Source organism: Campylobacter sp. CFSAN093259 (genome assembly GCF_012889985.1).
Taxonomy (GTDB): Bacteria; Campylobacterota; Campylobacteria; order Campylobacterales; family Campylobacteraceae; genus Campylobacter_D; species Campylobacter_D jejuni.
This window is the reverse complement of sequence record NZ_CP040617.1, coordinates 79,236-105,235: the sequence shown is the minus strand read 5'-3', so window position 1 is coordinate 105,235 and position 26,000 is coordinate 79,236. Positions and strand designations below refer to the sequence as shown.

General features: G+C 31.3%; 28 protein-coding genes. 13 read left to right on the top strand and 15 right to left on the bottom strand.

Translation table 11 applies throughout. The features are described 5' to 3' along the window. Positions 1–87: 87 nt before the first annotated feature. From rpmA to aspA, 9 genes are all read right to left on the bottom strand, one after another. Complete coding sequence (gene rpmA / locus FBF20_RS00470; protein WP_002800974.1) at positions 88–342, bottom strand: 50S ribosomal protein L27; 255 nt, start codon at positions 340–342, stop codon at positions 88–90. Between the two features lie 10 nt (positions 343–352). After that, positions 353–661, bottom strand: coding sequence for a 50S ribosomal protein L21 (rplU, locus tag FBF20_RS00465; protein WP_002778820.1), 309 nt, complete (start codon positions 659–661; stop codon positions 353–355). 158 nt (positions 662–819) lie between these two features. Next, positions 820–2,022, bottom strand: a complete 1,203-nt coding sequence (locus FBF20_RS00460; RefSeq protein WP_168952590.1) for a CsgG/HfaB family protein — start codon at positions 2,020–2,022, stop codon at positions 820–822. Positions 2,023–2,031: 9 nt separating this feature from the next. Further along, complete coding sequence (locus FBF20_RS00455) at positions 2,032–3,369, bottom strand: DUF6844 domain-containing protein (RefSeq protein ID WP_002851604.1); 1,338 nt, start codon at positions 3,367–3,369, stop codon at positions 2,032–2,034. A gap of 82 nt (positions 3,370–3,451) precedes the next feature. Further along, on the bottom strand, positions 3,452–4,075 hold the full coding sequence (lpoB, locus tag FBF20_RS00450) for a penicillin-binding protein activator LpoB (protein WP_002851945.1): 624 nt from the start codon (positions 4,073–4,075) through the stop codon (positions 3,452–3,454). Positions 4,076–4,098: 23 nt separating this feature from the next. Continuing rightward, on the bottom strand, positions 4,099–4,467 hold the full coding sequence (locus tag FBF20_RS00445) for a YcfL family protein (protein WP_002851817.1): 369 nt from the start codon (positions 4,465–4,467) through the stop codon (positions 4,099–4,101). A 9-nt stretch (positions 4,468–4,476) separates the two neighbouring features. Then, entirely contained in the window at positions 4,477–5,838 is a 1,362-nt protein-coding gene (locus FBF20_RS00440) for a COG3014 family protein (protein ID WP_002851858.1), read from the bottom strand. A 107-nt stretch (positions 5,839–5,945) separates the two neighbouring features. Then, complete coding sequence (locus tag FBF20_RS00435; protein WP_002852014.1) at positions 5,946–7,283, bottom strand: anaerobic C4-dicarboxylate transporter; 1,338 nt, start codon at positions 7,281–7,283, stop codon at positions 5,946–5,948. Positions 7,284–7,298: 15 nt separating this feature from the next. Next, the gene (gene aspA / locus FBF20_RS00430; RefSeq protein WP_002851742.1) at positions 7,299–8,705 is read right to left on the bottom strand and encodes an aspartate ammonia-lyase; all 1,407 of its coding nucleotides are present in this window, start codon (positions 8,703–8,705) and stop codon (positions 7,299–7,301) included. Between the two features lie 270 nt (positions 8,706–8,975). Between aspA and ung the strand changes: the two genes are divergently transcribed. Both ung and FBF20_RS00420 read left to right on the top strand, forming a co-directional pair. Next, positions 8,976–9,671, top strand: a complete 696-nt coding sequence (gene ung, locus FBF20_RS00425; protein ID WP_002851931.1) for a uracil-DNA glycosylase — start codon at positions 8,976–8,978, stop codon at positions 9,669–9,671. Positions 9,672–9,786: 115 nt separating this feature from the next. Further along, positions 9,787–10,482, top strand: a complete 696-nt coding sequence (locus FBF20_RS00420; protein ID WP_002851706.1) for an aspartate/glutamate racemase family protein — start codon at positions 9,787–9,789, stop codon at positions 10,480–10,482. Positions 10,483–10,675: 193 nt separating this feature from the next. On the opposite strand, the gene cydB is transcribed toward FBF20_RS00420, so the two are convergent. The 3 genes from cydB to FBF20_RS00405 are packed head-to-tail and all read right to left on the bottom strand — an operon-like array spanning position 10,676 to position 13,596. Next, positions 10,676–11,800 (bottom strand): cytochrome d ubiquinol oxidase subunit II, encoded by a 1,125-nt coding sequence (gene cydB, locus FBF20_RS00415; protein ID WP_168952589.1) that lies wholly within the window; start codon positions 11,798–11,800, stop codon positions 10,676–10,678. Next, the gene (locus tag FBF20_RS00410; protein WP_002859765.1) at positions 11,800–13,362 is read right to left on the bottom strand and encodes a cytochrome ubiquinol oxidase subunit I; all 1,563 of its coding nucleotides are present in this window, start codon (positions 13,360–13,362) and stop codon (positions 11,800–11,802) included. Before FBF20_RS00410 ends, cydB begins: the two co-directional genes overlap by 1 nt. After that, positions 13,363–13,596: a DUF4492 domain-containing protein gene (locus tag FBF20_RS00405; protein ID WP_002851632.1), complete on the bottom strand. Its 234-nt coding sequence runs from the start codon at positions 13,594–13,596 to the stop codon at positions 13,363–13,365. It abuts the gene before it with no gap. A 112-nt stretch (positions 13,597–13,708) separates the two neighbouring features. On the opposite strand from FBF20_RS00405, the gene cdtA reads away from it, so the two are divergent. The 9 genes from cdtA (at position 13,709) to FBF20_RS08800 (ending at position 21,485) form a co-directional block, all read left to right on the top strand. Beyond that, positions 13,709–14,515 (top strand): cytolethal distending toxin subunit Cj-CdtA, encoded by an 807-nt coding sequence (gene cdtA / locus FBF20_RS00400; RefSeq protein WP_002852021.1) that lies wholly within the window; start codon positions 13,709–13,711, stop codon positions 14,513–14,515. After that, on the top strand, positions 14,512–15,309 hold the full coding sequence (gene cdtB, locus FBF20_RS00395) for a cytolethal distending toxin nuclease subunit Cj-CdtB (protein WP_002851847.1): 798 nt from the start codon (positions 14,512–14,514) through the stop codon (positions 15,307–15,309). Before cdtA ends, cdtB begins: the two co-directional genes overlap by 4 nt. Positions 15,310–15,319: 10 nt before the next feature. Next, positions 15,320–15,889, top strand: a complete 570-nt coding sequence (cdtC, locus tag FBF20_RS00390) for a cytolethal distending toxin subunit Cj-CdtC (protein WP_002851967.1) — start codon at positions 15,320–15,322, stop codon at positions 15,887–15,889. Between the two features lie 169 nt (positions 15,890–16,058). Then, positions 16,059–17,741, top strand: coding sequence for an L-lactate permease (locus tag FBF20_RS00385; protein ID WP_002851907.1), 1,683 nt, complete (start codon positions 16,059–16,061; stop codon positions 17,739–17,741). Between the two features lie 123 nt (positions 17,742–17,864). Continuing rightward, positions 17,865–18,605: a (Fe-S)-binding protein gene (locus tag FBF20_RS00380; RefSeq protein WP_002851599.1), complete on the top strand. Its 741-nt coding sequence runs from the start codon at positions 17,865–17,867 to the stop codon at positions 18,603–18,605. After that, positions 18,602–20,041, top strand: coding sequence for a LutB/LldF family L-lactate oxidation iron-sulfur protein (locus tag FBF20_RS00375; protein ID WP_002851925.1), 1,440 nt, complete (start codon positions 18,602–18,604; stop codon positions 20,039–20,041). The genes FBF20_RS00380 and FBF20_RS00375 overlap by 4 nt, the downstream gene beginning before the upstream one ends. Then, positions 20,034–20,690, top strand: a complete 657-nt coding sequence (locus FBF20_RS00370) for a lactate utilization protein C (protein WP_002851721.1) — start codon at positions 20,034–20,036, stop codon at positions 20,688–20,690. Before FBF20_RS00375 ends, FBF20_RS00370 begins: the two co-directional genes overlap by 8 nt. A 172-nt stretch (positions 20,691–20,862) precedes the next feature. Then, complete coding sequence (locus tag FBF20_RS08805; RefSeq protein WP_002864365.1) at positions 20,863–21,159, top strand: hemerythrin domain-containing protein; 297 nt, start codon at positions 20,863–20,865, stop codon at positions 21,157–21,159. Continuing rightward, a complete protein-coding gene (locus tag FBF20_RS08800; protein ID WP_002851815.1) occupies positions 21,135–21,485 on the top strand; it encodes a cation-binding protein in 351 nt (116 codons plus the stop codon). The genes FBF20_RS08805 and FBF20_RS08800 overlap by 25 nt, the downstream gene beginning before the upstream one ends. Positions 21,486–21,726: 241 nt before the next feature. Here the strand turns inward: FBF20_RS08800 and FBF20_RS00360 are convergent, their stop codons facing one another. The 3 genes from FBF20_RS00360 to FBF20_RS00350 all read right to left on the bottom strand — a co-directional run bounded on the left by FBF20_RS00360 (position 21,727) and on the right by FBF20_RS00350 (position 24,950). After that, the gene (locus FBF20_RS00360; RefSeq protein WP_002851763.1) at positions 21,727–22,758 is read right to left on the bottom strand and encodes a Cj0069 family protein; all 1,032 of its coding nucleotides are present in this window, start codon (positions 22,756–22,758) and stop codon (positions 21,727–21,729) included. Between the two features lie 78 nt (positions 22,759–22,836). Then, positions 22,837–23,733, bottom strand: coding sequence for a signal peptide peptidase SppA (gene sppA, locus FBF20_RS00355; protein WP_002851869.1), 897 nt, complete (start codon positions 23,731–23,733; stop codon positions 22,837–22,839). After that, on the bottom strand, positions 23,721–24,950 hold the full coding sequence (locus FBF20_RS00350; RefSeq protein ID WP_002851913.1) for a metal-dependent hydrolase: 1,230 nt from the start codon (positions 24,948–24,950) through the stop codon (positions 23,721–23,723). The genes sppA and FBF20_RS00350 overlap by 13 nt, the downstream gene beginning before the upstream one ends. A gap of 90 nt (positions 24,951–25,040) precedes the next feature. Here FBF20_RS00350 and aroQ point away from each other — a divergent pair, with 90 nt between their 5' ends. Continuing rightward, positions 25,041–25,520: a type II 3-dehydroquinate dehydratase gene (aroQ, locus tag FBF20_RS00345; protein WP_002852001.1), complete on the top strand. Its 480-nt coding sequence runs from the start codon at positions 25,041–25,043 to the stop codon at positions 25,518–25,520. A gap of 2 nt (positions 25,521–25,522) precedes the next feature. Continuing rightward, on the top strand, positions 25,523–25,996 hold the full coding sequence (gene folK / locus FBF20_RS00340) for a 2-amino-4-hydroxy-6-hydroxymethyldihydropteridine diphosphokinase (protein WP_002851803.1): 474 nt from the start codon (positions 25,523–25,525) through the stop codon (positions 25,994–25,996). Positions 25,997–26,000: the final 4 nt, after the last annotated feature.

Below are 26,000 nucleotides of genomic sequence, written 5' to 3'. Positions count from 1 at the left end.
AAATTTATAAAGCTAAATTTGAGTAAATAAAAGAAGTTAAATTTATAAATTTAAAGTTTTCAAGACGCTAAAAAGCGTCCTAAAAACTTATGCAGGATATACAGAAACTTTTTTTCTATCTTTGTCTTTTCTTTCGAATTTTACAAAACCATCAATTAGAGCAAAGATAGTATGATCTTTTCCCATGCCTACATTGTTACCTGCATGAGTTGCAGTTCCTCTTTGGCGGATGATGATATTTCCAGCTCTAACAAACTCGCCACCAAATTTTTTAACACCTAAACGACGACCTATGGAATCGCGGTTATTTTGAGTTGAACCTTGACCTTTCTTGTGTGCCATTCTTTACTCCTTAAGCTTTGATATCTTTTACTACAACGCGAGTAAATTGTCTTCTAAAACCGCGTTTGAGTTTAGAATCTTTTCTGCGTCTTTTTTTGTAAATCACAACTTTTTTATCTTTTCCGTGATTGATCACTTCCAAAACAACTTTTGCACCTGCTACGAAAGGCGCACCTACCTTTAATTCTTTATCATTGATAGCAAGAACTTCGCTTACTTCAATACTTGCTTTGCTTTCAGCTTCAAAGTGATCTAGTTTTAGCTCATCGCCAACACTTACTTTGTATTGCTTTCCGCTGTGTTTGATAATAGCATACATTGCTTTTCCTTATAAATTGGTAGTACCATAAAGCACCGTAATAACGGATTTAAAAGCTTTAGTGGTTTAATAAAATTTCGATTTTACAAAATTTTTCTTTAATTTTTGATGAATTTAAGAAAGAGTTTAGAGTTTGAGAAAAATCAAACTCTAAAAATTTAAAAGCCTAGATTTACTCCGCCGCCTTCTTGGGTTTGATAATTTGCATCACGACCTATAGTGTAGCCATTTCCACTACCAGTATTACTTAAAGGTCTGCAAATATCGGCCACTTTTACACTACCTTCTGTGATTTTTGCATAAGAAAATTTAGGGCTTGTGCGAGTGATTTCAATACTTCCTGTTTTGCTTTCTACTCTTCCTGTATTTTCTTTTGTATAAGTATCTTTTATAACCTTCCCAAGAGCAAAACATTCATAAACATCACCTTGATTTAAGCTTTGAGAAAATATTACTTCATTGTTTTCAACACTTGCAACTTTCAAAGGATAAATTGCGTTTAAAATATCTCCTGCTATACGATTTGCAATTTGTTTGAGTGCGGTTTCATTGGCACTAAGACTATTGTCTTTAAGATTGACTTTCATGCTTAAAGTATTAGAAAATTTAATTTGTCTTGTAGCAAATAAAAGCACACGATAATCTACGATAACTTCAATTTCAGTTTTGCTTTTTCCTGTTAAATTGCTTGTTTTTTGTTTACCTTCAAGTCCTGAAATAGAAAACAATAAAATATAATCTGTTGCTAACATATTTTTAAGTTTATAAACTTCATCGCTAGCTGCGTCGCCACTTTTGATTAAAGCTTTTTCCATTTCATAATAGCCACTAGAATCACGGTCTAAAACATTAAATTTACGACTTTGCAATAAATCAGAAATGATTTTTTGTTGCAAAGCTGAGCCTATACCTCTTTTTGCAGCATCTGGAGTAGAATCAAAAACAGTAATACTTCTTCTATTATCTGCACTTAAACCTGGAGCTTGATACTTTTTTGTTGTTGTGGTTTTAAAAATCGTTACATTGGCTGCATATTTACCATTTGCATCTTGTTCAACACTATTGATTTCATAAGTATCAGCTCTACCTTTGGTGGCTTTTGAAATTTGCTCGCTGTAATTATCTTGTATATTTGAACCTGAATTATCAGTTGAAACGCTAGTGTTAGATTTCTTAAGAGAATTGATGCTTACTCCACTCATTTTTCCTATAGCTTCTATAATGGCATTGTTTATCGCATCTTCCCTAGTCAAGCCTGTGCCTTCACCTGTGCTTGATTTTGTTGAAGTTGTGGTTATAACTTTAGCATTAAGACTTAGGCTTAAAAATAAGCCTAAAAAAAGAATTTTAATTATTTTCATCTTTTACCTTTAAAAATCATCCATGCTATTTACAACATTAGAACTTCTTTGTATGCTAGAAGATTTTTTAGCTTCATTTTTTGTTGCATTTGACTTTGAATTTAAAGCCTCATTTGTGTTAGCTAAATTTTCATAAGAATAAAATCTCACAGCTCCTACATGTTCAATACCATTTTCACTTGTATAGCTCCATTTTTTAAGAGTACGAATACCACGAATTTTACCGCTTGCGCTTGCTTTTATTTTACTATTTACTTTGTCAATAATATTTGTTATGTTTTGAGTTTGTTCTTGAGTGGAACTATCATTAACATTAATACTTTGTTTGATGATTTCCTCGTAAGTATCACCAGTTGTTCTTTCATCTTTAAGACTTAAATTTGTATTAATAAACTCTATAATAGCAGCATCAGCCATAGTAAGTGCTGTTTCTTTGGCTCTATCTTCTAAAATATTTGTTTTTTTAGCATTGCTAGGATCTGCTACATAACCCCAGTTTCCATAACTTAAAATAATAGGTGCACCATTTTCATCATAAACTAAGCGAATTCCATATTCATTTAAAAAGCCTTTTGTATCTTTTGGCAGATACTCACTTATTGCCTTGCCTTTACCCTTAATAGCACTCTGTCTTGCTAGTGCCATATCTTTTGCTAATTGGCGAGTTTTATTGGAAATAACAGCAATAACACCTACATCATACTCACCTCTTCTTTGTGTAACTATAGTTTGCACAGGAACAAGTCCACTCATAGAACCTATGGCATTTGTCATAGTTTTATTAAGAAATTCTTGCTTTAATAAAGTCTTTTTTCTGTCTTCGCTTAAAGAATTTGTATCTATACCTAAATCTTTTAATGCCTTATCAAGCTGAGCACCAGCTAATTGTGTAAGTTTATTTAAAATTTGATCAACCTTATCACCTTTTGGCAATTCATCAAATTCCTTAGCATTCGTAGAATTATCTGCTTCATAATTTTGAATCTTGCTTGTAGCAATTCTTCCAAAAGCATCTCTTATAAATTCGCTTTGCAAATTTAACATTGCTTTTTGGTAAGCATTTTGTAAAGCTTGTGCAAATTGTGGATCAGTATCATTTACAGCAACAGTACTTTTTCCTGTATAAAAAGTTTTTCCATCTTTGGTTATACCATATTCTATACCGAAATTATCCGCAAATTCTTCAAAAAAATCTTCAATTGATTTTGGGGTAATATCCTTAGTACTTGCGTCAGACATTTCATTTTGAGTATTTATATCTTGTTGTGTAATTTCTACAGGCTGGGAACCTTGTGCATAAAGTAAACTTGCCATAACTAAAGAGCCGATAAATAATATTTTTTTCATTTCGTATCCTTTTAAAAATCATAAAAAAAGCCCAAGCTAAACACTTGAGCTAAAAAATTTTATTCATAAATTAATTTTTATTTTACCAAGTAACTGATTTACTAGAACCGGTTTTATCAATAGTTTGTTCATCTTCCCAATAAACTAAACCTGATGTTAAATCAGTAAGTCTTAGTAAGAAAAAGTATTCTACTTGAGTTTTACCATTGCTAAGTTTTACATTATCTTGTCTAATTTTACCCGCAAGAGAAAAATCAGGCGATACCAATGTCCCTTTTTTTGCTATGGTTTTTTGATTAAACTCATCATTATCTCTTAATTCTCTTACATCTTCACTCATGCTATCAAGTGCTCCGCCTGCAGCAACTGCTGAAGTTAGAACAAATTTACCTGATTTTCTTAATGCAGAAGTGATTTTTGCGGTGAGTTTTTCAGTATCGATTCTTTGCGGGGTATCATTCACAACCCTACCAATAGCAATAACCTTTCTTGTACCTGGTTTAATATTTGCAAAAGCAGGATCGCTTAACATACTATTTATCATAGTTTCAGCTGCACTTTCAAAATCTTGTCTATCAAGACCCAAGGTTAAAGCATCGCCTTTTTTTACCTGACTTGCCTTTCCATCTGTATAAGCTGTTTGCGCACAACCACTAAAAAGCAAAGCTCCAATAAGAGCTGTTCCTAAAATTTTTGTTTTTTTCATGATTTATCCTTCCTAAAATGAGATTAATTTTTTGCTTTAATTTCTAATCTAAAATCATTCGCTCTTGTATCAGATGCAAGTTTACGAAGAATTACCTCTTGTCCTGCTGGAATTCTAAGGGCTTGATAGTCCTCATTTAAAACATCTCTTAGCACAAAACCATCTTTATCTAACCAATCTACTTTATAAATTACATCTTTAGCAAAAGTACTGCGCAAAATCACTTCAAATTCTAAATAACCATTGCTATTTATACGCTTTTGAAATTGTTTTACTAAACTTTTTGGTAAATTTGAACCTAAAATTACAGTATTTTGATTTGAATTTATTTGATAACTTGGTGCACAAGCACTAAGTAAAAACATTAAAATAAATAAAATATTTTTTTTCATCTTTTAGCCTTATTTTTCCATGATAGCAACACTTGCGGGTAAATACGGAGCAAAAGAACGCACTATCACAAGAGCATTTTTATTTTTATCCAATGATTTTTGAAACAAAATATTGCCTTGTGGATCTTTGATTTCTAAATTTCCGTCGTTTTCTATTGTTGCTATGGCAATACTTTTTGGTAAACCTCTCCAAGAACGCACATCAGCTTTATTGGTTGCAGCAGTTGCTACTGCTGTTGCAAGACTTAGCCATCCACCTGTAGAGTCATTATTTGCAACAGCTACATTTAAAGTGGTTTTAATTATAGTTTGAGCTAAGGCTTTAGCAATCATTGCAGGCATATTTATTTTAAATTCAGTAGCGACAATATTGTCTAAATCTACAAAATCATTTGTATTTTGACCATTTATATTTAAATTTGCAAAAGAAGCTTCCCTTTTTTTCAAGGTTTGCAAAGCAATATTTGTACTAATAATTTTTTTATCCACTATAAAAGGTAAGGTTAAAGCAAATTCATCCTTAACTACACCAAATCCATTTTCATAAACTACAAAAACATATTTTTTAGCTTTTTTGACTTTTATTTTTGTGGCATATTCTTTAAAAATTTTAGCCTCTTTTTTGATAGTTTTGTTTTTTGGATAAATAATAGCTACTTCTCTAAATAAATCTGCAGCTTTTCTATAATCTTTATCCATAAAGAAAAATATTGAAGCAAGATAAGTCGCATAAGGATTTATGAAATTTTTTGTTGTATCAAATTCTTTAAATAAATTGTCATATTGCGCTTCTATAACTTTTGAATTTTCATTCATATTTTTATCATAATTTTTATCTTCTTTTGCCTTATCTAAATCAGCACGATTTTTTTCAATTTCTTTAGCAAAATATTCTTTTGCCTTATCTTGACGCATTAAAACACGATTAAACTCAACTCTTGCATTTTCATAATCATCTTCTTCCATATAGTTTAGAGCTTTATATATATTAACCATAATTCTTTCATATAAAGAACCATCATAATCTACTATATTATCATTAAGCAAGGTTGTACCAATAAATTTAGCTGCTTTAGGGCTTACATTTTCTAAATCCACATCATATTTATAAGATTCTTCTACAGCATCAAAAAATACATTACTTTTATTAAAATCACCACAATTTCTAGCAATCAAACCTGCATTTAATCCTGTATAAATGACATCATCATTTTTTTTAATTTTTTCTAAATTTTGATTGAAAAAATCATCACCACAATATTTTTGTGTTAAAGTATTTTCAAATGTTGTATTTTGTTTAACCTGATTAACACAAGCTGTTAAAAAAAGGCAAGCAATACCTGAAAAAATCAACCCAACTTTTATCTTCATTAAATTCCTTTCTTAAAGAAAATTAAAAATGAATATTATAGCGTAGTATATACTTAAAAACTAATGAAAAAATTTTAACCCTAGGAGAGAAAAACCTAGGGTTTGATTTAAATAAGCATAGGAGCTAATACAAAGCCTAATGCTACAGCAATTGCAATAGCTAAAACCCCTGGTATAAAGAATGAGTGATTAAATATAAATTTACCAATTCTAGTCGTTCCTGTATCATCCATTTGCACTGCACCTAACAAAGTCGGATAAGTTGGAAGTACAAAAAGTGCTGAAACTGCTGCAAAACAAGCTACAAGCATATAAGAATCATGCGGATTTGCTGCTGAAATTCCTAAAGCAGTGATAATTACAGGTACAATGGCCTTTGCGGTTGCTGCTTGAGAATATAAAAGCATACTTGCAAAGAAAAATGCAACTGCTAACATAGCAGGGGTTTGTTTAACCCAGTCGCCTGCTACTTCTTTGATAGAAGCTTCGTGTCCTGCAACAAAAGTATTTCCAAGCCATGCTACACCAAAAACACAAACACAAGCAGTCATACCGCTTTTAAATACACTAGTGTCAAGAATTTTACCTGGTTCAACTTTACAAAGCCAAGTGATCAAAGTTGCTGCAGTAAGTAAAAAGCTCATAATAGCTGCATCTCTTGAAACCACAACAGGATCAATCCATTTAATATTACTTGAAATTGCGGTTGCATAAAGTACAACTGCCAAAACAGTGATCAAGAAAATTACCACTGAAAGTTTAGCACCTGGTTTATCTTCGCCATGCAAAACAGCTCCTGCATCCTTTACAAGTCCTGCTTTTAATCGTTCTTGATAAACACTATCCTTACTCAAATCCATAGGAGTGATTAAACTCACTATAAAAGCTGCAAGCATACAAGCTACAAAAGTTGTGCTAATCCAAATTCCAATTAAAGTTGGATAATTCCATCCAAGTGGCTCTAAAACTCCGCTCATATAAACCACAGCTGCACTTACAGGAGAAGCAGTGATTCCAATTTGCGAAGAAACAACCATTAATGAAAGTGGAACACTAGGTTTTATGTTTTGAGATTTTGCAACATCAACTACAACAGGCATTAAAGAAAATACCGCATTTCCTGTTCCTGCTAAAATTGTAAGCAACCACCCACAAGCTGGAGCTAAATAATTTATAAATTTAGGACTTGATCTTAAAATTTTTTCTGTCACCCTTACCATGTAATCAAGTCCACCTGCTTGTTGCATAGCAGAAATTGCTGCAATAGCTGCGGCAATAATTAAAATAACATCCCAAGGAATATTACCAGGTTTCATACCTAAAACAAGCCCTAATATAACTACACCTAATCCTCCAGCATAACCTATAGCAATACCACCTAGGCGAATACCGATAAAAATCGCCCCAAGAAGGACGATTACTTGCAAAATTATCATTATATCCATATTAAATCCTAAGTGCTATTTTTTAGCTTCCATGTGAGGATTTAGCATATTTGATGGAGTTAAAATTTCATCAATTTGTTCTTTGCTTAAAAGCCCTCTTTCAAGCGCAATATCAGCCACTCTTTTTCCAGTGTTCATTGCCTCTTTGGCTATAGAAGCTGAATTTTCATAACCAATATAAGGATTTAAAGCTGTTACTATACCTACTGAATTATAGACAAAGTCTGAACAAATTTTTTCATTTGCGGTAATACCATCTATACATTTATCAGCTAAAGTATACATTGCTTTTTCTAGCATTACAACAGAATTAAATAAGCTATATGCTACAACTGGTTCAAAAACATTAAGTTGTAATTGTCCACCCTCACAAGCAAAAGTTACAGTTACGTCTGCTCCAATAACAAAATAACAAACTTGATTAACTACTTCAGGAATAACAGGATTTACCTTACCTGGCATGATAGAACTACCTGGTTGCATTTTTGGAAGATTAATCTCATTAAGACCACATTTTGGACCACTACTTAAAAGTCTTAAGTCATTACATACTTTAGAAAGTTTTGTTGCAACACGTTTTAAAACACCTGAAATTTGTACATAAGCTCCCGTATCTTGAGTCGCCTCGATTAAATCCTCAGCCACAGTATATTCAAAACCTGTCACTTCTCTTATTTTTCTTTCTACAACCTTCGGATAATCAGGATGAGAATTAATTCCTGTTCCAATAGCAGTTCCACCCAAATTGATCTCTAAAATCAATTTTCTAGCTTCTAATACTCTTTGTATATCTTCACCTATCATTACGGCAAAAGTTTTAAATTCACGACCTAAAGTCATAGGTACAGCATCTTGCAGTTGGGTTCTACCCATTTTAAGAACATCTTTAAATTCTTCAGCTTTTCTCTCATAAGCTTTTTTTAGATGTTCCATAGCTTTTGCCAAATCACTTAAATAATCATGCAAGGCAAGGTGTAAAGCTGTAGGATAAGCATCATTAGTACTTTGGCTTAAATTAACATGATCATTTGGATGAAGATATTGGTATTCACCTTTTTTATGACCCATAAGTTCAAGTCCTATGTTTGCTATAACTTCATTAGCATTCATATTTGTACTTGTTCCAGCACCTCCTTGGATCATATCTACTACAAATTGATCATAATACCCACCTTCTAAAATTTTATCACACGCTTTAATAATCGCATCTTGGATATTTTTATCCAAAAGACCTAATTCATGATTTGCCATAGCTGCAGCTTTTTTTACTCTAGCCAAAGCCCTAACAAAGCGAGGAAAATCTTTTAATCTATCATGAGAAATATCAAAATTTTCAACAGCTCTAAAAGTTTGCACTCCATAATAAACCTCATCAGAGATTTCCAATTCCCCAATAAAATCATGTTCTTTTCTTGTTCCCATTTTGAACCTTTCATAAAAGTATTTTAATTTTAAATCAAAAATTTTTGATTTAAATCATAAAATAATGATATCGCATTTTTAGTTAATAATTGATTAATAAGTAAACTGCTTTCAAATACGATAAATTAAGTATTTTTATATCCTATTATGTCTTTATATTTAATTTTTATTAATATAAAAAATTTTATTTACTTCAAAAAAAATTAATATATTTTTGCAAGCTTTTTTGTTAGAATAAAATTTTTAATAATTTAAATAATTAGGGATAATATGGAAGAAATTACAATAAACATAGATAAGATTAAAATAAATGATGACTGGAAAGAATTTTTAAGAGACGAATTTCAAAAAAAATATTTTCTAGAAATCAAAAAACAATACCTAAATGCGATTAATCAAAATATAATTATTTATCCACCTGCGAATTTAATCTTTAATGCTTTTAATTTATGTCCTTTAAAAGAAATTAAAATTATTATCCTAGGACAAGATCCTTATCATCAACCAAATCAAGCAATGGGGCTTAGTTTTTCGGTTCCAAAAAATGTAAAAATCCCACCAAGTCTTAATAATATTTTTAAAGAATTGCAAAATGATTTAAACATCACTCCAGCAAAAAGCGGAGATTTAAGCTCTTGGGCAAAACAAGGAGTTTTGCTCTTAAATTCTATTCTTAGCGTTGAAGCAAATAAAGCAGCTAGCCATAGTTCGTGGGGTTGGCAAGAATTTAGTGATGCTATAATACATAAATTAAGTAATGAAAAATCAGGGCTTGTTTTTATGCTTTGGGGAAATTACGCAAAAAACAAGGAGATTTTGATTGATAATACTAAGCATTTGATTTTAAAAGCAGCTCACCCAAGCCCTTTAGCTAGAACAGGATTTTTAGGTTGTAAGCATTTTTCAAAGGCTAATGAATTTTTAAAAAAAGTTGGTAAAATTCCTATAGATTGGAAAATAGTTTAAAAAATTATTTTAAACTTTAATAAAAATATTAAAATATATTTATTTAAAAATAAATCATATTTCTATGAAATATATTGTAATAAAACGACTCAAAAATTAATTCTTAAGGAGAAAAATGAAAACCATTGGTATTATAGGCGGAATGAGTTTTGAAAGCACTATTACTTATTATAAAACAATAAATCAAGCTATAAATGATAAATTAAAATCTTTAAATTCTGCAAAAATTTTACTTTACAGTGTTAATTTTGAAGAAATAGAAAATTTACAAAGCCAAGATAAATGGCAAGAAGCTGCACAAATTTTGACTCAATGTGCTAAAAAATTAGAACTTGCAGGGGCTAATTTTATAATAATTGCAACTAATACTATGCATAAGGTTTTTGATGAAATTCAACAAAATATAAATATCCCTATTTTACATATTGCAAAAAGTTCTGCTAAGGCTTTAAAACAAGAAAACATACAAAAAATTGGTTTATTGGGTACTAAATACACAATGACGCAGGATTTTTATAAAAAAATGCTGATTGAAGAAAATATTAGCGTTATTACTCCTAGTGATGAAGATATAAAAATCGTTAATGATATTATTTTTAATGAGCTTTGCAAAGGTGAAATCAAGCAAGATTCTAAAGAAAAATATTTAAATATTATAAAAAAACTACAAGAAAAAGGGGCAAAAGGAGTGCTTTTAGCTTGCACTGAAATTGGTTTATTAATATCCAAAAATGATACAAATATCAAAATTTTTGACACAAGCCTTATTCACGCCCTTGATGCTGCTAATGAAGCTTTAAAAGATTTATGATTAAAAGATGCCCAAAAATGGGCAAATTGCAATATTTTGAAAAGATTTATACTTATATCGGTTTAAATCTTATCTTGCTTTATAGTTTGCTATCTTTTTCTAATTGATTGATATTTAGCATTATAAATTTATAGCTCAGATAAATTACTAAAGGCCAAGCCAATAAAAACAAAGCATGTAACATTTTTTCTCCTTAATATGCGTGATCATCGTTTGCGATTTCTTCGCGTGTGATTTTTACTTTATCCATTGCATTCCAAACATAGATAATATAAGCTAAAACAAAAGGTACAAGTAAAGATACATAAGCCATGACGCTTAGAGTATAATAGCTTGAACTTGCATTTTTTAAAGTTAAAGAACTTTGTAAATCACTTAAAGATGGGTAAAAAGCACTTTGACCTAAACCAATGCTTGATAATAAAGCAAAAACTGTTAAAACCGTTCCAAGTCCTAGGGTAAAAATAGCTTTAGAGCAACCTTTTGTTCCTTGAACCATACCTAAAAGCACTAAAATCACACCAATAACAAGCAAAACAGCAAAAATCATTTGATTTAAGAAATTATATAAATATAAATTCGCACTCATGCTTACAACTCCATTTGTATCTACACTAAAACCATCTTTTAAGAAAATCCACGCTAAAAAACCTAAGAAAAAAGGTAAAAATAAAATACTATTGATCATGAGTTTTTTCATAGCTCTTATTTTGATATTCTCATCATTGATATTGTTCATAAAATACGCTGCGCCTAAAAGCCTTGCTAAAAATACTAAAGATAAGCCTAAGAGATAATTAAAAGGATTAAGTAAAAGTTCTAAGCCGTGCAAAGGATTTTGCCAAGAAACAAAATTATGCTCATTTAAGATAAATTCAGAACCGCTAAAAAAACTACTTACTGCAACTCCGATTAAAAACACACCTAAATAACCATTAATTTTAAGAAAAATTTCATAGGTTTTAGAGCCATAAACATTATTTTCTTTTTTGCGATATTCATAAGCCACAGCCTGTAAAATAAAACAAAATAAAATACAAAGCCAAGCCCAATAAGCTCCGCCAAAACTTGTACTATAAAAAAGTGGAAAAGCTGCAAAAGCTGCTCCGCCAAAAAGTACGAGAGTTGTAAAACCAAGCTCCCATTTACGCCCTAAAGAATTAACTAGCATAGTTTTTTCAAGCTCATCCTTGCTAAGCTCATCGATTAAAGTCTGTCCACCTTGAACAAAAAACATAAAAACTAAAAGTCCACCAAGTAAACTTAAAATCAACCACCAATAAATTTGCAAACCTTCAAGTTCTAAACCAAAAAACATTATTTTTCTCCTTTGCCCATAAGTGGAGTATGTCCTGCATGTGCGTCAAAACCTTTTTTAATCTGAGTAAGCATGATTTTAACTTCTGCAATCAATAATGCTGTAAAAAGTACTGCAAAAATCCAAAATGAAATTTGAACATTGACTTTTCCAAGTTGTGTTGCTGCGATATGTACAGGAAGCAAGTCTTGAATTGCCCAAGGTTGTCTGCCTACTTCAGCAACAATCCAACCTGCTTCAGCGGCAATATAACCCAATGGAATGGATAACAAACACACCCAAAGTACTTTTCTAAATTTCTCAATATCATTTGCCATGGTAAGATAAAGCGTAACGATGAAAAGTAAAAAGAAAAAACTTCCTAAAGCAACCATGATATGAAAGCTATAAAAAGTTAAAGCCACAGGTGGAATAGTATCGCTTGGTTTTTCTAAATATCCATAACCAAAATCTTTAAAATGAGTTTCTAAAATGGATTTGTGATTTGCCATAGCTATTGTATCATTGTTTTCTTTAGCAAGTTTATAGTCTTTTAGAGCTTGTATAGCGATTTTTCCTCTATCGATACGATTTTGCATAGGTTCTATACCTTTGCTTTCATTTCCATAGATCAAATCTTCAATTCCTGGAACAAAAGAATTTGGATCACGGTTTCCTAATATAGAAAGAGCGTAAGGTATAGTAATGTCAAATAAAAACACACTTTCGTTATTATCTATGGTTTTTTTAGGATTTAAAATTCCAAAAGGTACAAGTCCTGCACGATGTTCACCTTGATAAACCCCTTCCATAGCTGCAAGTTTCATAGGTTGAGTTTGAGTTACACGGTAAGCGCTTTCATCTCCGCTGAAAAACAAAAAGATTGAACAAACCAAACCAAAACTAGCTCCTACAACTAAGCTTTTTTTAGCCTCGATAATATGGCGTCCTTTTAACATAAACCAAGCTGAAATTCCCATTACAAATAAAGCTGAAATTACATAACCACTGCCTATGGTATGTAAAAATTTTGAAATAGCTACAGGAGAAAGTGCTACTTCAAAAAAGCTTTGCATTTCATTTCTTGCTGTGTCAGGGTTAAAGCTCATTCCTACAGGATATTGCATCCAACCATTTGCCACTAAAATCCAAAAAGCAGAAAGATTACTTCCTATAGCCACACACCAAGTTGAAAGTAAGTGAAAACCCTTGCTTACTTTATCCCAGCCAAAAAACATAACTGCAAAAAAAGTAGCCTCTAAAAAAAATGCCATAATACCTTCAACCGCCAAAGGTGCACCAAAAATATCACCCACAAACCAGCTATAATTTGCCCAGTTTGTTCCAAATTCAAATTCCATTATAATGCCTGTAGCTACACCGATAGCAAAATTTATAGCAAATAATGAAAGCCAAAATTTGGTGATTTTTTTCCATCTTTCATTTTTAGTTTTTACATAGATGGTTTCCATGATAGCGATCATAAAAGACAAGCCTAAGGTTAAAGGCACAAACAAAAAATGATAAAGTGCAGTTAAAGCAAACTGCGCTCTTGACCAATCAACGCTACTAAGTTCGTTCATTTATTTTCCTTCGAGTGTAAGATTTTTGAGTACAAAAGTGCTTTTTTCTTTGTCGCTTTTAAAAATAGAATTAAAATTTACATCAAAAACAAAAAGTTTTAAAATCACAAACATAACAAAAAGTTTGATAAAAATAATTTTCCAAAGGGTCTTTCCAAGAGTTAAATTTTTAAAACCTTCTTTGTAAAAATTAAAAATTTGAGAGATGCTAAAATATAAGTGTTTAAGATACATATAAATTCTACCTTTAAAAACAACAAAATAAAACATTTTTAAAAAGCGGAAAATTATAATGAAATTTATGTTATTATTTTCTTAAAAATTTAAATACATATCAAGGTTTTTAATGCAAAAAATTATAGTTTTTATTTTATGTTGTTTTATGACTTTTTTTCTTTATGCATGTTCTTCTAAATTTGAAAATGTAAATCCTTTGGGGCGTTCATTTGGAGAATTTGAAGATACTGATCCTTTAAAACTAGGACTTGAACCTACTTTTCCTACCAATCAAGAAATTCCAAGTTTAATTAGCGGTGCTGATTTAGTACCTATTACTCCTATTACCCCACCTTTAACTAGAACAAGCAATAGTGCCAACAATAATGCAGCAAATGGGATCAATCCTCGCTTTAAAGACGAAGCTTTTAATGATGTTTTAATTTTTGAAAATCGCCCTGCGGTTTCTGATTTTTTAACCATTTTAGGCCCTAGCGGAGCAGCTTTAACGGTTTGGGCTTTAGCACAAGGAAATTGGATTTGGGGCTATACTTTAATCGATAGCAAAGGATTTGGCGATGCTAGAGTTTGGCAACTTTTGCTTTATCCTAATGATTTTGCAATGATTAAAAATGCCAAAACCAATACTTGTCTTAATGCTTATGGTAATGGAATTGTCCATTATCCTTGTGATGCAAGCAATCACGCACAAATGTGGAAACTTATCCCTATGAGCAATACAGCGGTTCAAATTAAAAATTTAGGAAATGGAAAATGCATACAAGCACCTATTACAAATCTTTATGGTGATTTTCACAAGGTTTTTAAAATTTTTACCGTAGAGTGTGCAAAAAAAGATAATTTTGATCAACAATGGTTTTTAACTACTCCGCCTTTTACCGCAAAACCTTTATATCGCCAAGGAGAGGTACGATGAAAAAAATTATATGTTTATTTTTATCTTTTAACCTTGCTTTTGCAAATTTAGAAAATTTTAATGTTGGCACTTGGAATTTGCAAGGCTCATCCGCAGCCACAGAAAGCAAATGGAGTGTTAGTGTAAGACAACTTGTAAGTGGAGCAAACCCCTTAGATATCTTAATGATACAAGAAGCAGGAACTTTACCAAGAACAGCCACTCCAACAGGACGCCATGTGCAACAAGGTGGAACACCTATTGATGAATATGAGTGGAATTTAGGAACTCTTTCAAGGCCTGATAGGGTTTTTATTTATTATTCTCGCGTTGATGTAGGAGCTAATCGTGTAAATTTAGCTATAGTTTCAAGAATGCAAGCTGAAGAAGTGATTGTTTTACCTCCACCTACTACAGTTTCAAGACCCATTATAGGAATTCGCAATGGAAATGATGCTTTTTTCAATATCCATGCTTTAGCTAATGGAGGAACAGATGTAGGAGCAATTATCACAGCTGTAGATGCACATTTTGCAAATATGCCTCAAGTTAACTGGATGATAGCAGGGGATTTTAACCGTGATCCTTCTACTATAACAAGTACAGTGGATAGAGAATTAGCAAATAGAATTAGAGTGGTTTTTCCAACTAGCGCAACTCAAGCAAGCGGAGGGACTCTTGATTATGCAATTACAGGAAATTCAAATAGACAACAAACCTATACTCCACCGCTTTTAGCTGCGATTTTAATGCTTGCAAGTTTAAGATCTCATATAGTTTCAGATCATTTTCCAGTAAATTTTAGAAAATTTTAGGACATTTAATATGAAAAAAATTATTACTTTGTTTTTTATGTTTATAACTTTAGCCTTTGCAACTCCTACTGGAGATTTGAAAGATTTTACCGAAATGGTTTCTATAAGAAGCTTAGAAACGGGAATTTTTTTAAGCGCCTTTAGGGATACCTCAAAAGATCCTATTGATCAAAATTGGAATATTAAAGAAATTGTTTTAAGCGATGAGTTAAAACAAAAAGATAAATTAGCTGATGAACTTCCTTTTGGTTATGTGCAATTTACAAATCCAAAAGAAAGCGATCTTTGTTTAGCCATCTTAGAAGATGGAACCTTTGGAGCAAAATCTTGTCAAGATGATCTAAAAGATGGTAAATTAGAAACTGTATTTTCTATAATGCCAACAACAACTTCAGCTGTGCAAATTCGTTCTTTAGTTTTGGAATCTGATGAATGTATAGTAACTTTTTTTAATCCAAATATTCCTATACAAAAACGCTTTGGAATAGCCCCTTGCACCCTAGATCCTATTTTTTTTGCTGAAGTAAATGAACTAATGATTATAACCCCACCTTTAACAGCTGCTACCCCTTTAGAATAAGATTTTTATCTTGTTCTATTTTTATATTTATTTAATATTTATGATATTACTAAAATACACAAAATAATTAATAATACAATGTAATTTACCTTACTCTATAATTTTTTTATTTTAATGTAATTTTTTTGTTACAATAAATTTATACATAATAATTATCAAGGAGGAAAAATTGGAACAAATTTTAACATGGCAACAAATTTATGACCCTTTTTCAAATATTTGGCTAAGTGCTTTAGTGGCATTTTTACCTATACTATGTTTTTTAGTTTGTTTGGTTGTTTTAAAACTTAAAGGCTATCAAGCAGGTTTTTTAACTGTTATACTTGCTACTTTAGTAGCTTTATTTGCCTATAAAATGCCTTGGAATTTAGTGGGTGCAAGTTTTATTCAAGGCTTTACAAATGGTATGTGGCCTATAGCTTGGATTATCATCGCGGCAATCTTTCTTTACAAACTTTCTATCAAGTCAGGTTCTTTTGAAATCATTAAAAAAAGCGTGATGAGCATTACTCCAGATCATAGAATTCAAGTGATTTTAATAGGTTTTTGTTTTGGTTCATTTTTAGAGGGTGCTATAGGTTTTGGTGGCCCTGTGGCTATAACCGCTGCACTTTTAGTAGGACTTGGCTTGCGTCCTTTACAAGCTGCAGGGCTTTGTCTTATCGCAAATACCGCTCCTGTTGCTTTTGGTGCGGTGGGAATTCCTATTATTGCTATGGCAAATCTTGTCGGCATAGAACAGCATTCAGTTTCTGCCATGGTAGGTAGAATGCTAGTTCCTTTAAGCCTTACTATACCTTTTTTCATAGTTTTTTTAATGGATGGATTTAAAGGTATTAAAGAAACTTTTCCAGCTATTTTAGTTGCGGCGCTAAGTTTTACAACTACTCAATTTTTAAGCTCAAATCACCTAGGAGCGGAATTACCTGATATTATTTCAGCTGTGGTTTCTTTAGCAGTTACGACTGTATTTTTGAAATTTTGGAAACCAAAAAATATTTTTAGATTTGACAATGAAAGCAATTTCACTCAAGATAACACCTTAAGTTTTAATCAAATTTTAAAAGCTTGGTCACCTTTTATTTTACTCATTGTTTGTATTATCATTTGGACACAACCTTGGTTTAAAGCTCTCTTTGATAAGGATGGAATTTTAAGCTATACAAGTATTACTTTACAATTTAGCAATATCACAACTGGAATTTTAAGCCCTTCTATCACAGGCATAGGAGAAGCTAAGCCTTTATCTTTGGCCTTGGGTGTAGATTTAATCAATGGAAAAACCGTAGCTCAAGCAGGAACAGCGATTTTACTTGCCGCTTTTTTAACTATAGCTATTTTAAAAATCAAAGCCGAAGATGCTGCAGAATGCTTTTGGGTTACCTTAAAAGAAATGGCTATACCTTGTATCACCATAGGTTTGGTTGTGGCCTTTGCTTTTATCTCTAAAAATAGTGGTATGAGCACTACTTTAGGACTTGCTTTTGCACACACAGGTGACGCTTTTTCTTTCTTTTCACCAATCATTGGCTGGATAGGGGTATTTTTAACAGGCTCTGATACAAGTGCTAATTTACTTTTTGGAACCTTGCAACAAGTAAGCGCTCAAAAACTAGGTATTAGCGAAGCTTTATTTTTAGCAGCTAATTCAGTAGGTGGGGTTGTTGGGAAGATGATCAGTCCACAAAGCATTGCTATAGCTTGTGCAGCGGTTGGACTTGTGGGAAAAGAATCTGATCTTTTCAAATTCACATTAAAATATTCTGTAGCTTTTATTATTTTAATAGGAATTTGGACTTGCATTATAGCTTTTTTCTTACAAGGAATCATCCCTGAAGTTATAGTGAAATAATTAAAAAAATTTAAGTTTTATTTCAACAAATATTCGTTTTTAGAATATTTGTTAGAAATTTTACTTTGCTTTTATTTTTACAGGATTAGAACATTTATCCTAAATTATCCTAAAAGGAGAAAAATGATGAAAAAAGTGTATTTTTACGCCACATGCTTAGGAAGTACTGCTATGCAACAAAGCGTTTTAAATGCGATAAAACTTTTAAGGCGTGAGGGTATTGAAGTGATTTTCAAAAAAAATCAAACCTGTTGCGCCCAACCTTCTTTTAACTCAGGTTATTTCGATGAAAGTCGTGAGATCGCTTTATATAATGTAGATTTATTTGATAAAGATTATCCCATCGTTGTACCCAGTGGTTCTTGTGCGGGTATGATGAGTCATGACTATAAAGAGCTTTTTAAAAACAGACCTGAATTTTCCAAAATAAAAACTTTTAGCTCTAGAGTGATAGAACTTTCACAATACCTTGATGAAGTTTTAAAAGTAGATTATGAAGATAAAGGTGTACCTATAAAAGTAACTTGGCATTCTAATTGCCATGCTTTAAGAGTGCAAAAAAGCATACAAGCGAGTAAAAATCTTATCAAAAAACTAAAAAACGTAGAATTAGTAGAACTTCAATACGAAGAAGAATGCTGTGGTTTTGGAGGAACCTTTTCAGTAAAAGAGCCTGAAATTTCAAATGCTATGGTAAGAAGCAAAATCAAAGATATACAAAATAGCGGTGCAAAATATCTCATCAGTGGTGATGGAGGTTGTCTTTTAAATATAGATGGCACAATGAAAAGAATGGGTTTGGATATAAAAGGCATACATTTATATGACTTTTTACTTAAACGCTTAGAAGGAGGGAGACTATGAGTCAAAAAATTCCTCACGAACAAATCGTTCAAATTAAACTCAATGACAAACAAATGCAAGAAAATTTAATGACTGCCATGCATACTTTGCAAAAAAATAGACTCAATGTTATTGATGCTAGATTTAAAGACTGGCAGGGCTTAAGAGCTAAAGCTAAGCAAGCTAAAAATAATGCCTTAATGAGCTTAGAAGAAAGACTTTTAGAATTTGAAAAAAATGCTACAAAAAATGGCATTAAGGTGCATTGGGCAAGTAGTGATGAAGATGCCTGTGAAATCGTCTATGAAATCATGAAAGAAAAAAATATCACCAAGCTTTTAAAAGGCAAGTCTATGGCAAGTGAAGAAATAGGCCTAAATCACTACCTAGAAAAAAAAGGTTTAAAAGCTATAGAAACCGATCTTGGAGAGCTTATTTTACAGCTTAATGAAGAACCCCCTTTACACATAGTTGTACCTGCCATACATAGAAACCGCCATGAAATCGGAGAAATTTTCAAAGAAAAATTAGGAGCAAATTTAGAAAACGATGAACCCGAAAGTTTAAATGCGGTGGCTAGAGAACATTTAAGAAAAGATTTTGAAGGCTTAAAACTTGGACTTAGTGGGGTCAATTTTGCCATGTCAAGAGAAGGAGCTTTTTGGCTTATAGAAAATGAAGGAAATGGTAGAATGTGCACTACAGCACCTGATATTCATATCGCACTTTGTGGTATAGAAAAAATCATGGAAAGCTTTGAAGATGCGGCTACTATGGTTTCTTTACTTACTCCTTCAGCCACAGGACAATTTATACCAACTTATAACAATATCATTACAGGTCCTAGAAAAAATGGAGATTTAGATGGTCCTAAAGAAGTACATGTGATTTTATTTGATCACAATCGCTCTAAAATGTTAGCTCATGAGGATTATTATGAGGCTTTGCGTTGTATTCGATGCGGGGCTTGTATGAATTTTTGCCCTGTTTATGATCAAATCGGCGGACATGCTTATCAAACCACTTATCCAGGACCTATAGGAGAAGTAATCAGTCCTAATATTTTTGGTATAGATCATACAGGAGATATTTTGAATTTCTGTTCACTTTGTGGGCGTTGTTCTGAAGTTTGTCCAGTCCAAATTCCTTTGGCTGATCTTATTCGCAAATTAAGATGTGATAAAATAGGACAAGGTAAAAATCCACCTTTAGGAGCAAATAATGTTCATCACAATGCCCTAGAAGCCTTTGCTTTTAAACAATTTAAAAATATCGCAACCAATGGCGATAAATGGCGTTTTTCACTTTCAAAAGCACATTATTTCAACTGGACGGTACAAAATTTCGCAAGCATTTTGCCTGTGATTAAAAAATGGTACGCTTTTAAAGAATTACCTCAAATTAAAATGGATCTTTATAAAGAAGTGCAAAAACTAGAAGGAGTAAGCTATGAGTAAAATCGATGAAATTTCAAGCAAAAGCAAAGCAAATATTTTAGAACATCTTAAAAAAGCTTACAAAGAAACAACTTTCACACGCATTGAAAGTATAGATCCTGTAGAACATATCCAGACAACCCAAGATATGCTTACAGAAATGAAGCAAAAAATGAGCGATAACAAATACATCGTTGAAAATGCTACAAAAGATACCTTAGAAGAAAAAATCAATGAAATTGTCGCAAAATATAGCTTTAAAAGTATGATTTATGGAGCGGATTTAAATTTAAATTTAGAACAAATCAAAGCAGAAAAAAAGATTTGCTTTGATAAAGAAATCGAAAATTTAAGATCTGAAGTTTTTCATAGTGATTTTTCCATCATTCACGCAAGAGCAGGGGTAAGCTCTCACGGAGTTGCACTTATACCTTCAAGTAAAACCCAACCTAGAATGCTAAGCCTTGCACCTAAACTTTGCATAGTATTGCTTAAAAAAGAAAATGTTGTTAAAAGTCTTAGCGAAGCTTTAAATTTAGTAAAAAAAGAAAATGAAATTTTACCTACTAATATCTTATTTATAGCAGGGCCTTCAAGAACAGCAGATATAGAACTTATCACTGTTTTTGGTGTTCATGGGCCACAAATTGCACATATTATTATTTACTGATTCTATACTAGAATCAGTAAGTCTTAATTTTTAATATTAATTATATATATTTTTTATATTATACAAATATAAATAAAATAAATAATTTCTAATTAATAATATTTTAATAAAATATTATGTAATATTTCACTCAAATATATTAAATTAATTTTAAATATAAAAATTAAAGAAGGTGCTTTTAGATAAACTAATTCCAACTTGGAATGAAAAATACAGTATTCATGACACAATGATTGACATTCAACACCAAAAACTTTGTGAACTTGCAAGCAAGGTTGAAAGTGCTGTTTATAAATTTGTAAAACGAGAAGAACTCAAAGAAATTTTAACAGAACTTTTTAACTATATGAAAGAACATTTTAGTAATGAAGAAGATTATATGCAAGAAATTCATTATCCTTATTTAAATGAACACAAAATCATGCATAAAATATCATTCGTGATATGTCTTATCTTATACAAAACATAAAAACCACTAATGATTTAAAAGAGAAGCTTTACACAGTTTCTAAAAAATGGCTTTTAGAACATATACTCTATAAAGATGTGAAAGTTGAACAATACAGAAGATCTTCTTTAACTTCTGAAGATGATGGGGAAGTAAGCTTTGAAGAAGTCAAAGAAGAAAAAGATGATGAAAATACAGTTTATCTTTATACATGCGAATGCGTAGAACAAATGCATGATGTACCATTTGGAATTCATCAAAAAATTCAACTTAAGGGCGTAAAATTTAAATGTAAAAAATGCAAAGAAGCCATACAGTTTTATAAAAAATATTCAGAAAATTTCTAATTAACTATTTATGCGTTAAAATAATAAATAAAGTATAAGTTAGACAAAGAAGGAAATTTAAGGATAAAAAAATAAAATATTTTATTTTGGATAAATTTGACTATTCCTATCCTATACTAACCAAAGATACAAAATGCTCATTTTGTGAAAATTTTTTCTCGATAGAATATAGCTCAAACTTAAAAACAATAGAAAAAGAATGTCCATTTTACAATAATAAAATGGACATTAAGCTTAAAGACTAAGCCTTAGTTTTACTTACAATATTAATAATATTTGAAGCTACTTCATCAGCAAGTTCTAAATGAGAAGTAAAACCTACACAAGAACAATTAATCTCGCCTAAAACATATTTATCATTGCCCTTTTCATCAGTATCTAAAATAAAATCAGCCGTCCAAATCAATGGTAAGTCGTAATTGCCTAATTTTTCCCTTACCTTAGGAAGCTCGCCTAAAAACATATCCACCAAAGTTTTCCAATCTTCTGGCTTATCATAGCGATATTTTGCCCCACTAAAAAGCGTAGCAGAAAAAGCATCAGCATCTTCGGCTGGTTTTTTATGCACTACATTTACAGGGGTGTTATAAAGCATTAAAAGTCTGATTTCACCTTCTTTAATGCGCGGTAAAAAAGTCATATCCACAAGCATACCATTATCACCTATGATATATTGCTCGCAAAAATCCATAAATTCCCCAAGCTCTCTATGTTCTACATGATTATCCTTAGCTTCTGTACATTTGATTTTTGTGTTTAAAGGCAAACTATCTCCACTAACATTACCCTCTACACTCACACGCCAAATTCCCTCTCCTGTAGAGCCACGATTTTGTTTTAAAACCCTTTCACCTTTAGCCAAACTTTTTGGAAAATTTTCTTTAAAAGTCTTAATATCATAGTAAGCATAAGTATCGCTTGGAACAAGATCAGTATCTGCTAATTTTGTAAGTGCATCTTTAGCACCATAACCTATCATAGCATCAGGATGAGGCATACCTACAAGCTTATCGGCACAAAGTTTTCTTAACATATCAAAATACTCATTTTCTTCTTTAAGATTGCCAGGATTGATGCGAGAAACATAACCATCAAAATTTTCTTTCACATATTTGTAAATTTCATCTTTTTTACCCACTTCAAAAAAAATCACCTCAGCATTCCAACCCTTAGCTTTTAAGGCATTTACCATAGGCATGGTATCTTTTCTATAGCCATCTTCACCTTTATCACTCCCACCTTTAACTTCGAAAAAAACAATATTTTTTTTCATTATTTTACTCCTTATCTAAGATATAAATAATTATTGCATAAAAATATTACAAAAATTAAATAAAAATATTTATATATTTTATCTAGCGTTTATAAAACTGCTATTAGTTTTATAAGCGATTTCGATTAAGCTTTTACTTATCAAGCTTGATGTTTGTCCTTCTAGGCGGTTAAGAAATTTATCAATCTTATCTTCTTCTTTCCAAACAGGATTTGAAACATTAGCAAGTTTTTCAAGCTCCTTTTTAGCATTTTCATAATTACTAAGCTCATCTATAAGACCAAGCTCCTTAGCCTTGGCAGCTAAAAACACTCTTGCATTTGCCCATTGATCTTTTTTGTTAAGATCTAATGCTCTTTCCTTGGCAACAAAACCTGTAAAAAGATCATAACTTTGATCAATTAAACCCTGTAAAAAATTTCTTTCATTCTCATTCCAAGCTCTTGCAAAAGTTCCAGCACTTTTAAATTCACCCGCTTGAATAGTTTGTTCTTTAATACCGAGTTTATTAGCCAATCCGCTTAAATCAGCTCCTTGCATAATCACACCGATAGAGCCTATAAAACTTGCCGGATTGGCTAAAATTTTATTTGCTCCAACTCCTGCTAAATAACTTCCACTTGCCATAGTTCCGCTTGCATAAACAAGCACAGGCTTTTTAATTTTTAAATCCTTTATAGCTAGAGCTAGTTCCATGCTAGGAGCAAAAGCTCCACCAGGAGAGTCTATAACAAAAAGCACTCCTTTGATATTGCTATCATTTTTAGCATTGATAATTTTTTCCAAAACCGCAGAGCTGTCAAAAATTTCACCCTTTAAATCAATGCGTTCTAAATTTGCAAGATTAGAGCTTGAATTTGCACTAGGTATTAAAATCCATATAACAATCAACAATAAAACAAAGGTTTTAAAATAAGTATTGATAAATTTTATACCGCATCCTAAAGCCTTAAAAAATGATTTTAAAATTTGCATTCTTTTCCTTTTATAAATAATTTATCCACTTCCTTAGCATTTAAAATAAACTGCAAAGGAGCTTGCTTTTTATCACATTCTCCTAGCTCAAATACGTTAAAATCAGCAATTTTACCTTTTTTAAGCTCTCCTAAATTTAAATTTAAAGCCCTTGCAGGATAAAGTGTTACCATTTGCAAAAGCTTAGAGGCTAACTCTAATAAATCAAAATTCTTATGTATAAGCAAATTCGCGCGCATTTCATCAAGTAAAGACAATGAAATATTTGAGCTAAGTCCATCGGTTCCTAAATGGATATTTAATCCACTTTTTAAAGCCGTTTTTAAATCTAAGCTTTTTTGACTTAAAAGGCGATTTGAAAATGCACAATGTGTAATAGAATGTAAATTTTTATCTAACCATTCATATTCTTTTAGATAAACACAATGCGTAAAAAGAGTCCTTACTCCTTTAAAAAGTTTAACAAAATCCTTTGGTGTATAAAGAGGCTTAGGATGAAGTGTGAAATTTTCAAGCCATTTTTTAAAACCCCCTTTAGACTCTCTAAGCCAGATATTTTCAGCCTTACTTTCTAAAAAATGCGTACTAGCTAGTAAATTTTGCTTTTTAGCTAAATCAAGAGCAAAATGAGCCAAACTAGGATGAGTTGAATAAGGAGAATGAATCGAAATTGCCGGGATAAAAAAATCATTTTTAAATTTCAAAGAATTTTCAAATCTTTTTAAAAATTCTTGTTTTTTATCTTCAACTTGATTTTCATTTGTACCCAAAATTTCATTAAAAAATACTATACGCATACCCTTGTGACTAGCCTTTAAGCAAGGATCTAAATCACTCCCAAAACTTGAAATTTCACCTATAGTGCCTATACCACTTTTTTGCATTTTTTTAATGCTTTGAAGTATTAATTCTTCTTTGGCCTGTGCATTTAATATGGAACGAGAATTTATAACACTTTTAAGCCAAATTAAAAATTCTCCAAAATGTAAAGTTGTTGAATTTGCACTAAATTCTAAATGTGTGTGAGGATTTATAAAAGCAGGTAAAATAACCGAATTTTTAGGTGTTTTGATGATTTTAGCCTTAGGATATTTTTTTTTTAAATTATCCAATTCACCCAATTCTAAAATTTTATCTTCAAAAACAAAGGCTTGATTTTCTAGTATTGTAAAATCTTCATCGCATAAAAAAAGATATCTTGCAGCAACTATAAACACGATTTTCCTTTCAAAAATTACATTGTAGCAAAAATTTATTTTTAAAATGTTATAATAAAAGGTTAAAAATAAATTTTTAAGGTTAAATCCATGAAAATAATGATTATCCAAGGCCCAAATGTTAATATGCTTGGCGTAAGAGAAGTGGGAATTTATGGTGCTATGAAAATGGAAGAAATTCATGAGCAAATGAAACTTGCAGCATCGCAAAACAATGTAGAACTTGACTTTTTCCAAAGTAATTTTGAAGGTGAAATCGTAGATAAAATTCAAGAATGCCTTGGAACAGTTGATGGAATTATTATCAATGCAGCAGGCTATACTCATACTTCAGTAGCTATTCGCGATGCTATTGCAGCAGTAGCTTTGCCTACAATTGAAGTACATATTAGCAATGTTTATCGCAGAGAAGAATTTCGTCAAAAAAGTCTTATAGCGCCTGTATGTTCTGGAACTATTGTTGGTTTTGGTCCTTTTGGCTATCACTTGGCTTTAATGGGTATAATTCAAATTTGCGAACAAATAAAAAATTTGCGCGCAATGCAACAAGCACAACAAACGAATAAATAATAATGCTAAAAATTCAAGGAGTAAAACACTTTGAAAAAAGTCGTTTTTTTCCTTTTTTTAGTCAAAATATACGATCTTTTAAATATTTAGCTCTTATAGGCTTAGGAAGCAATATAGAACCCGAAAAAAAAAGATTTGATATGCTTTTTCGAGTAATGATGGATGATAAAAGATTTAAAATTTTATCCACATCTCCTATGTTGATAAATGAAGCCTTTGGTTTTAAAGAGCAAAAAGATTTTACCAATGCTGTTATGTTGATACAAACTAATTTGCATGCACGAGCACTTTTGAAAGTTTTACTTTACTATGAAGTAAAATTTAAACGCAAGAGAACTTTCAAAAACGCTCCTAGAACGCTTGATTTAGATCTTTTATACTTTTCACAAAAAGTCAAGCGTGATAAGTGGTGTGAGGTGCCTCATAAAGGGGCTAAAGAAAGAGTGAGTGTAATTTTGCCTTTAGGCATGATATAAGGAA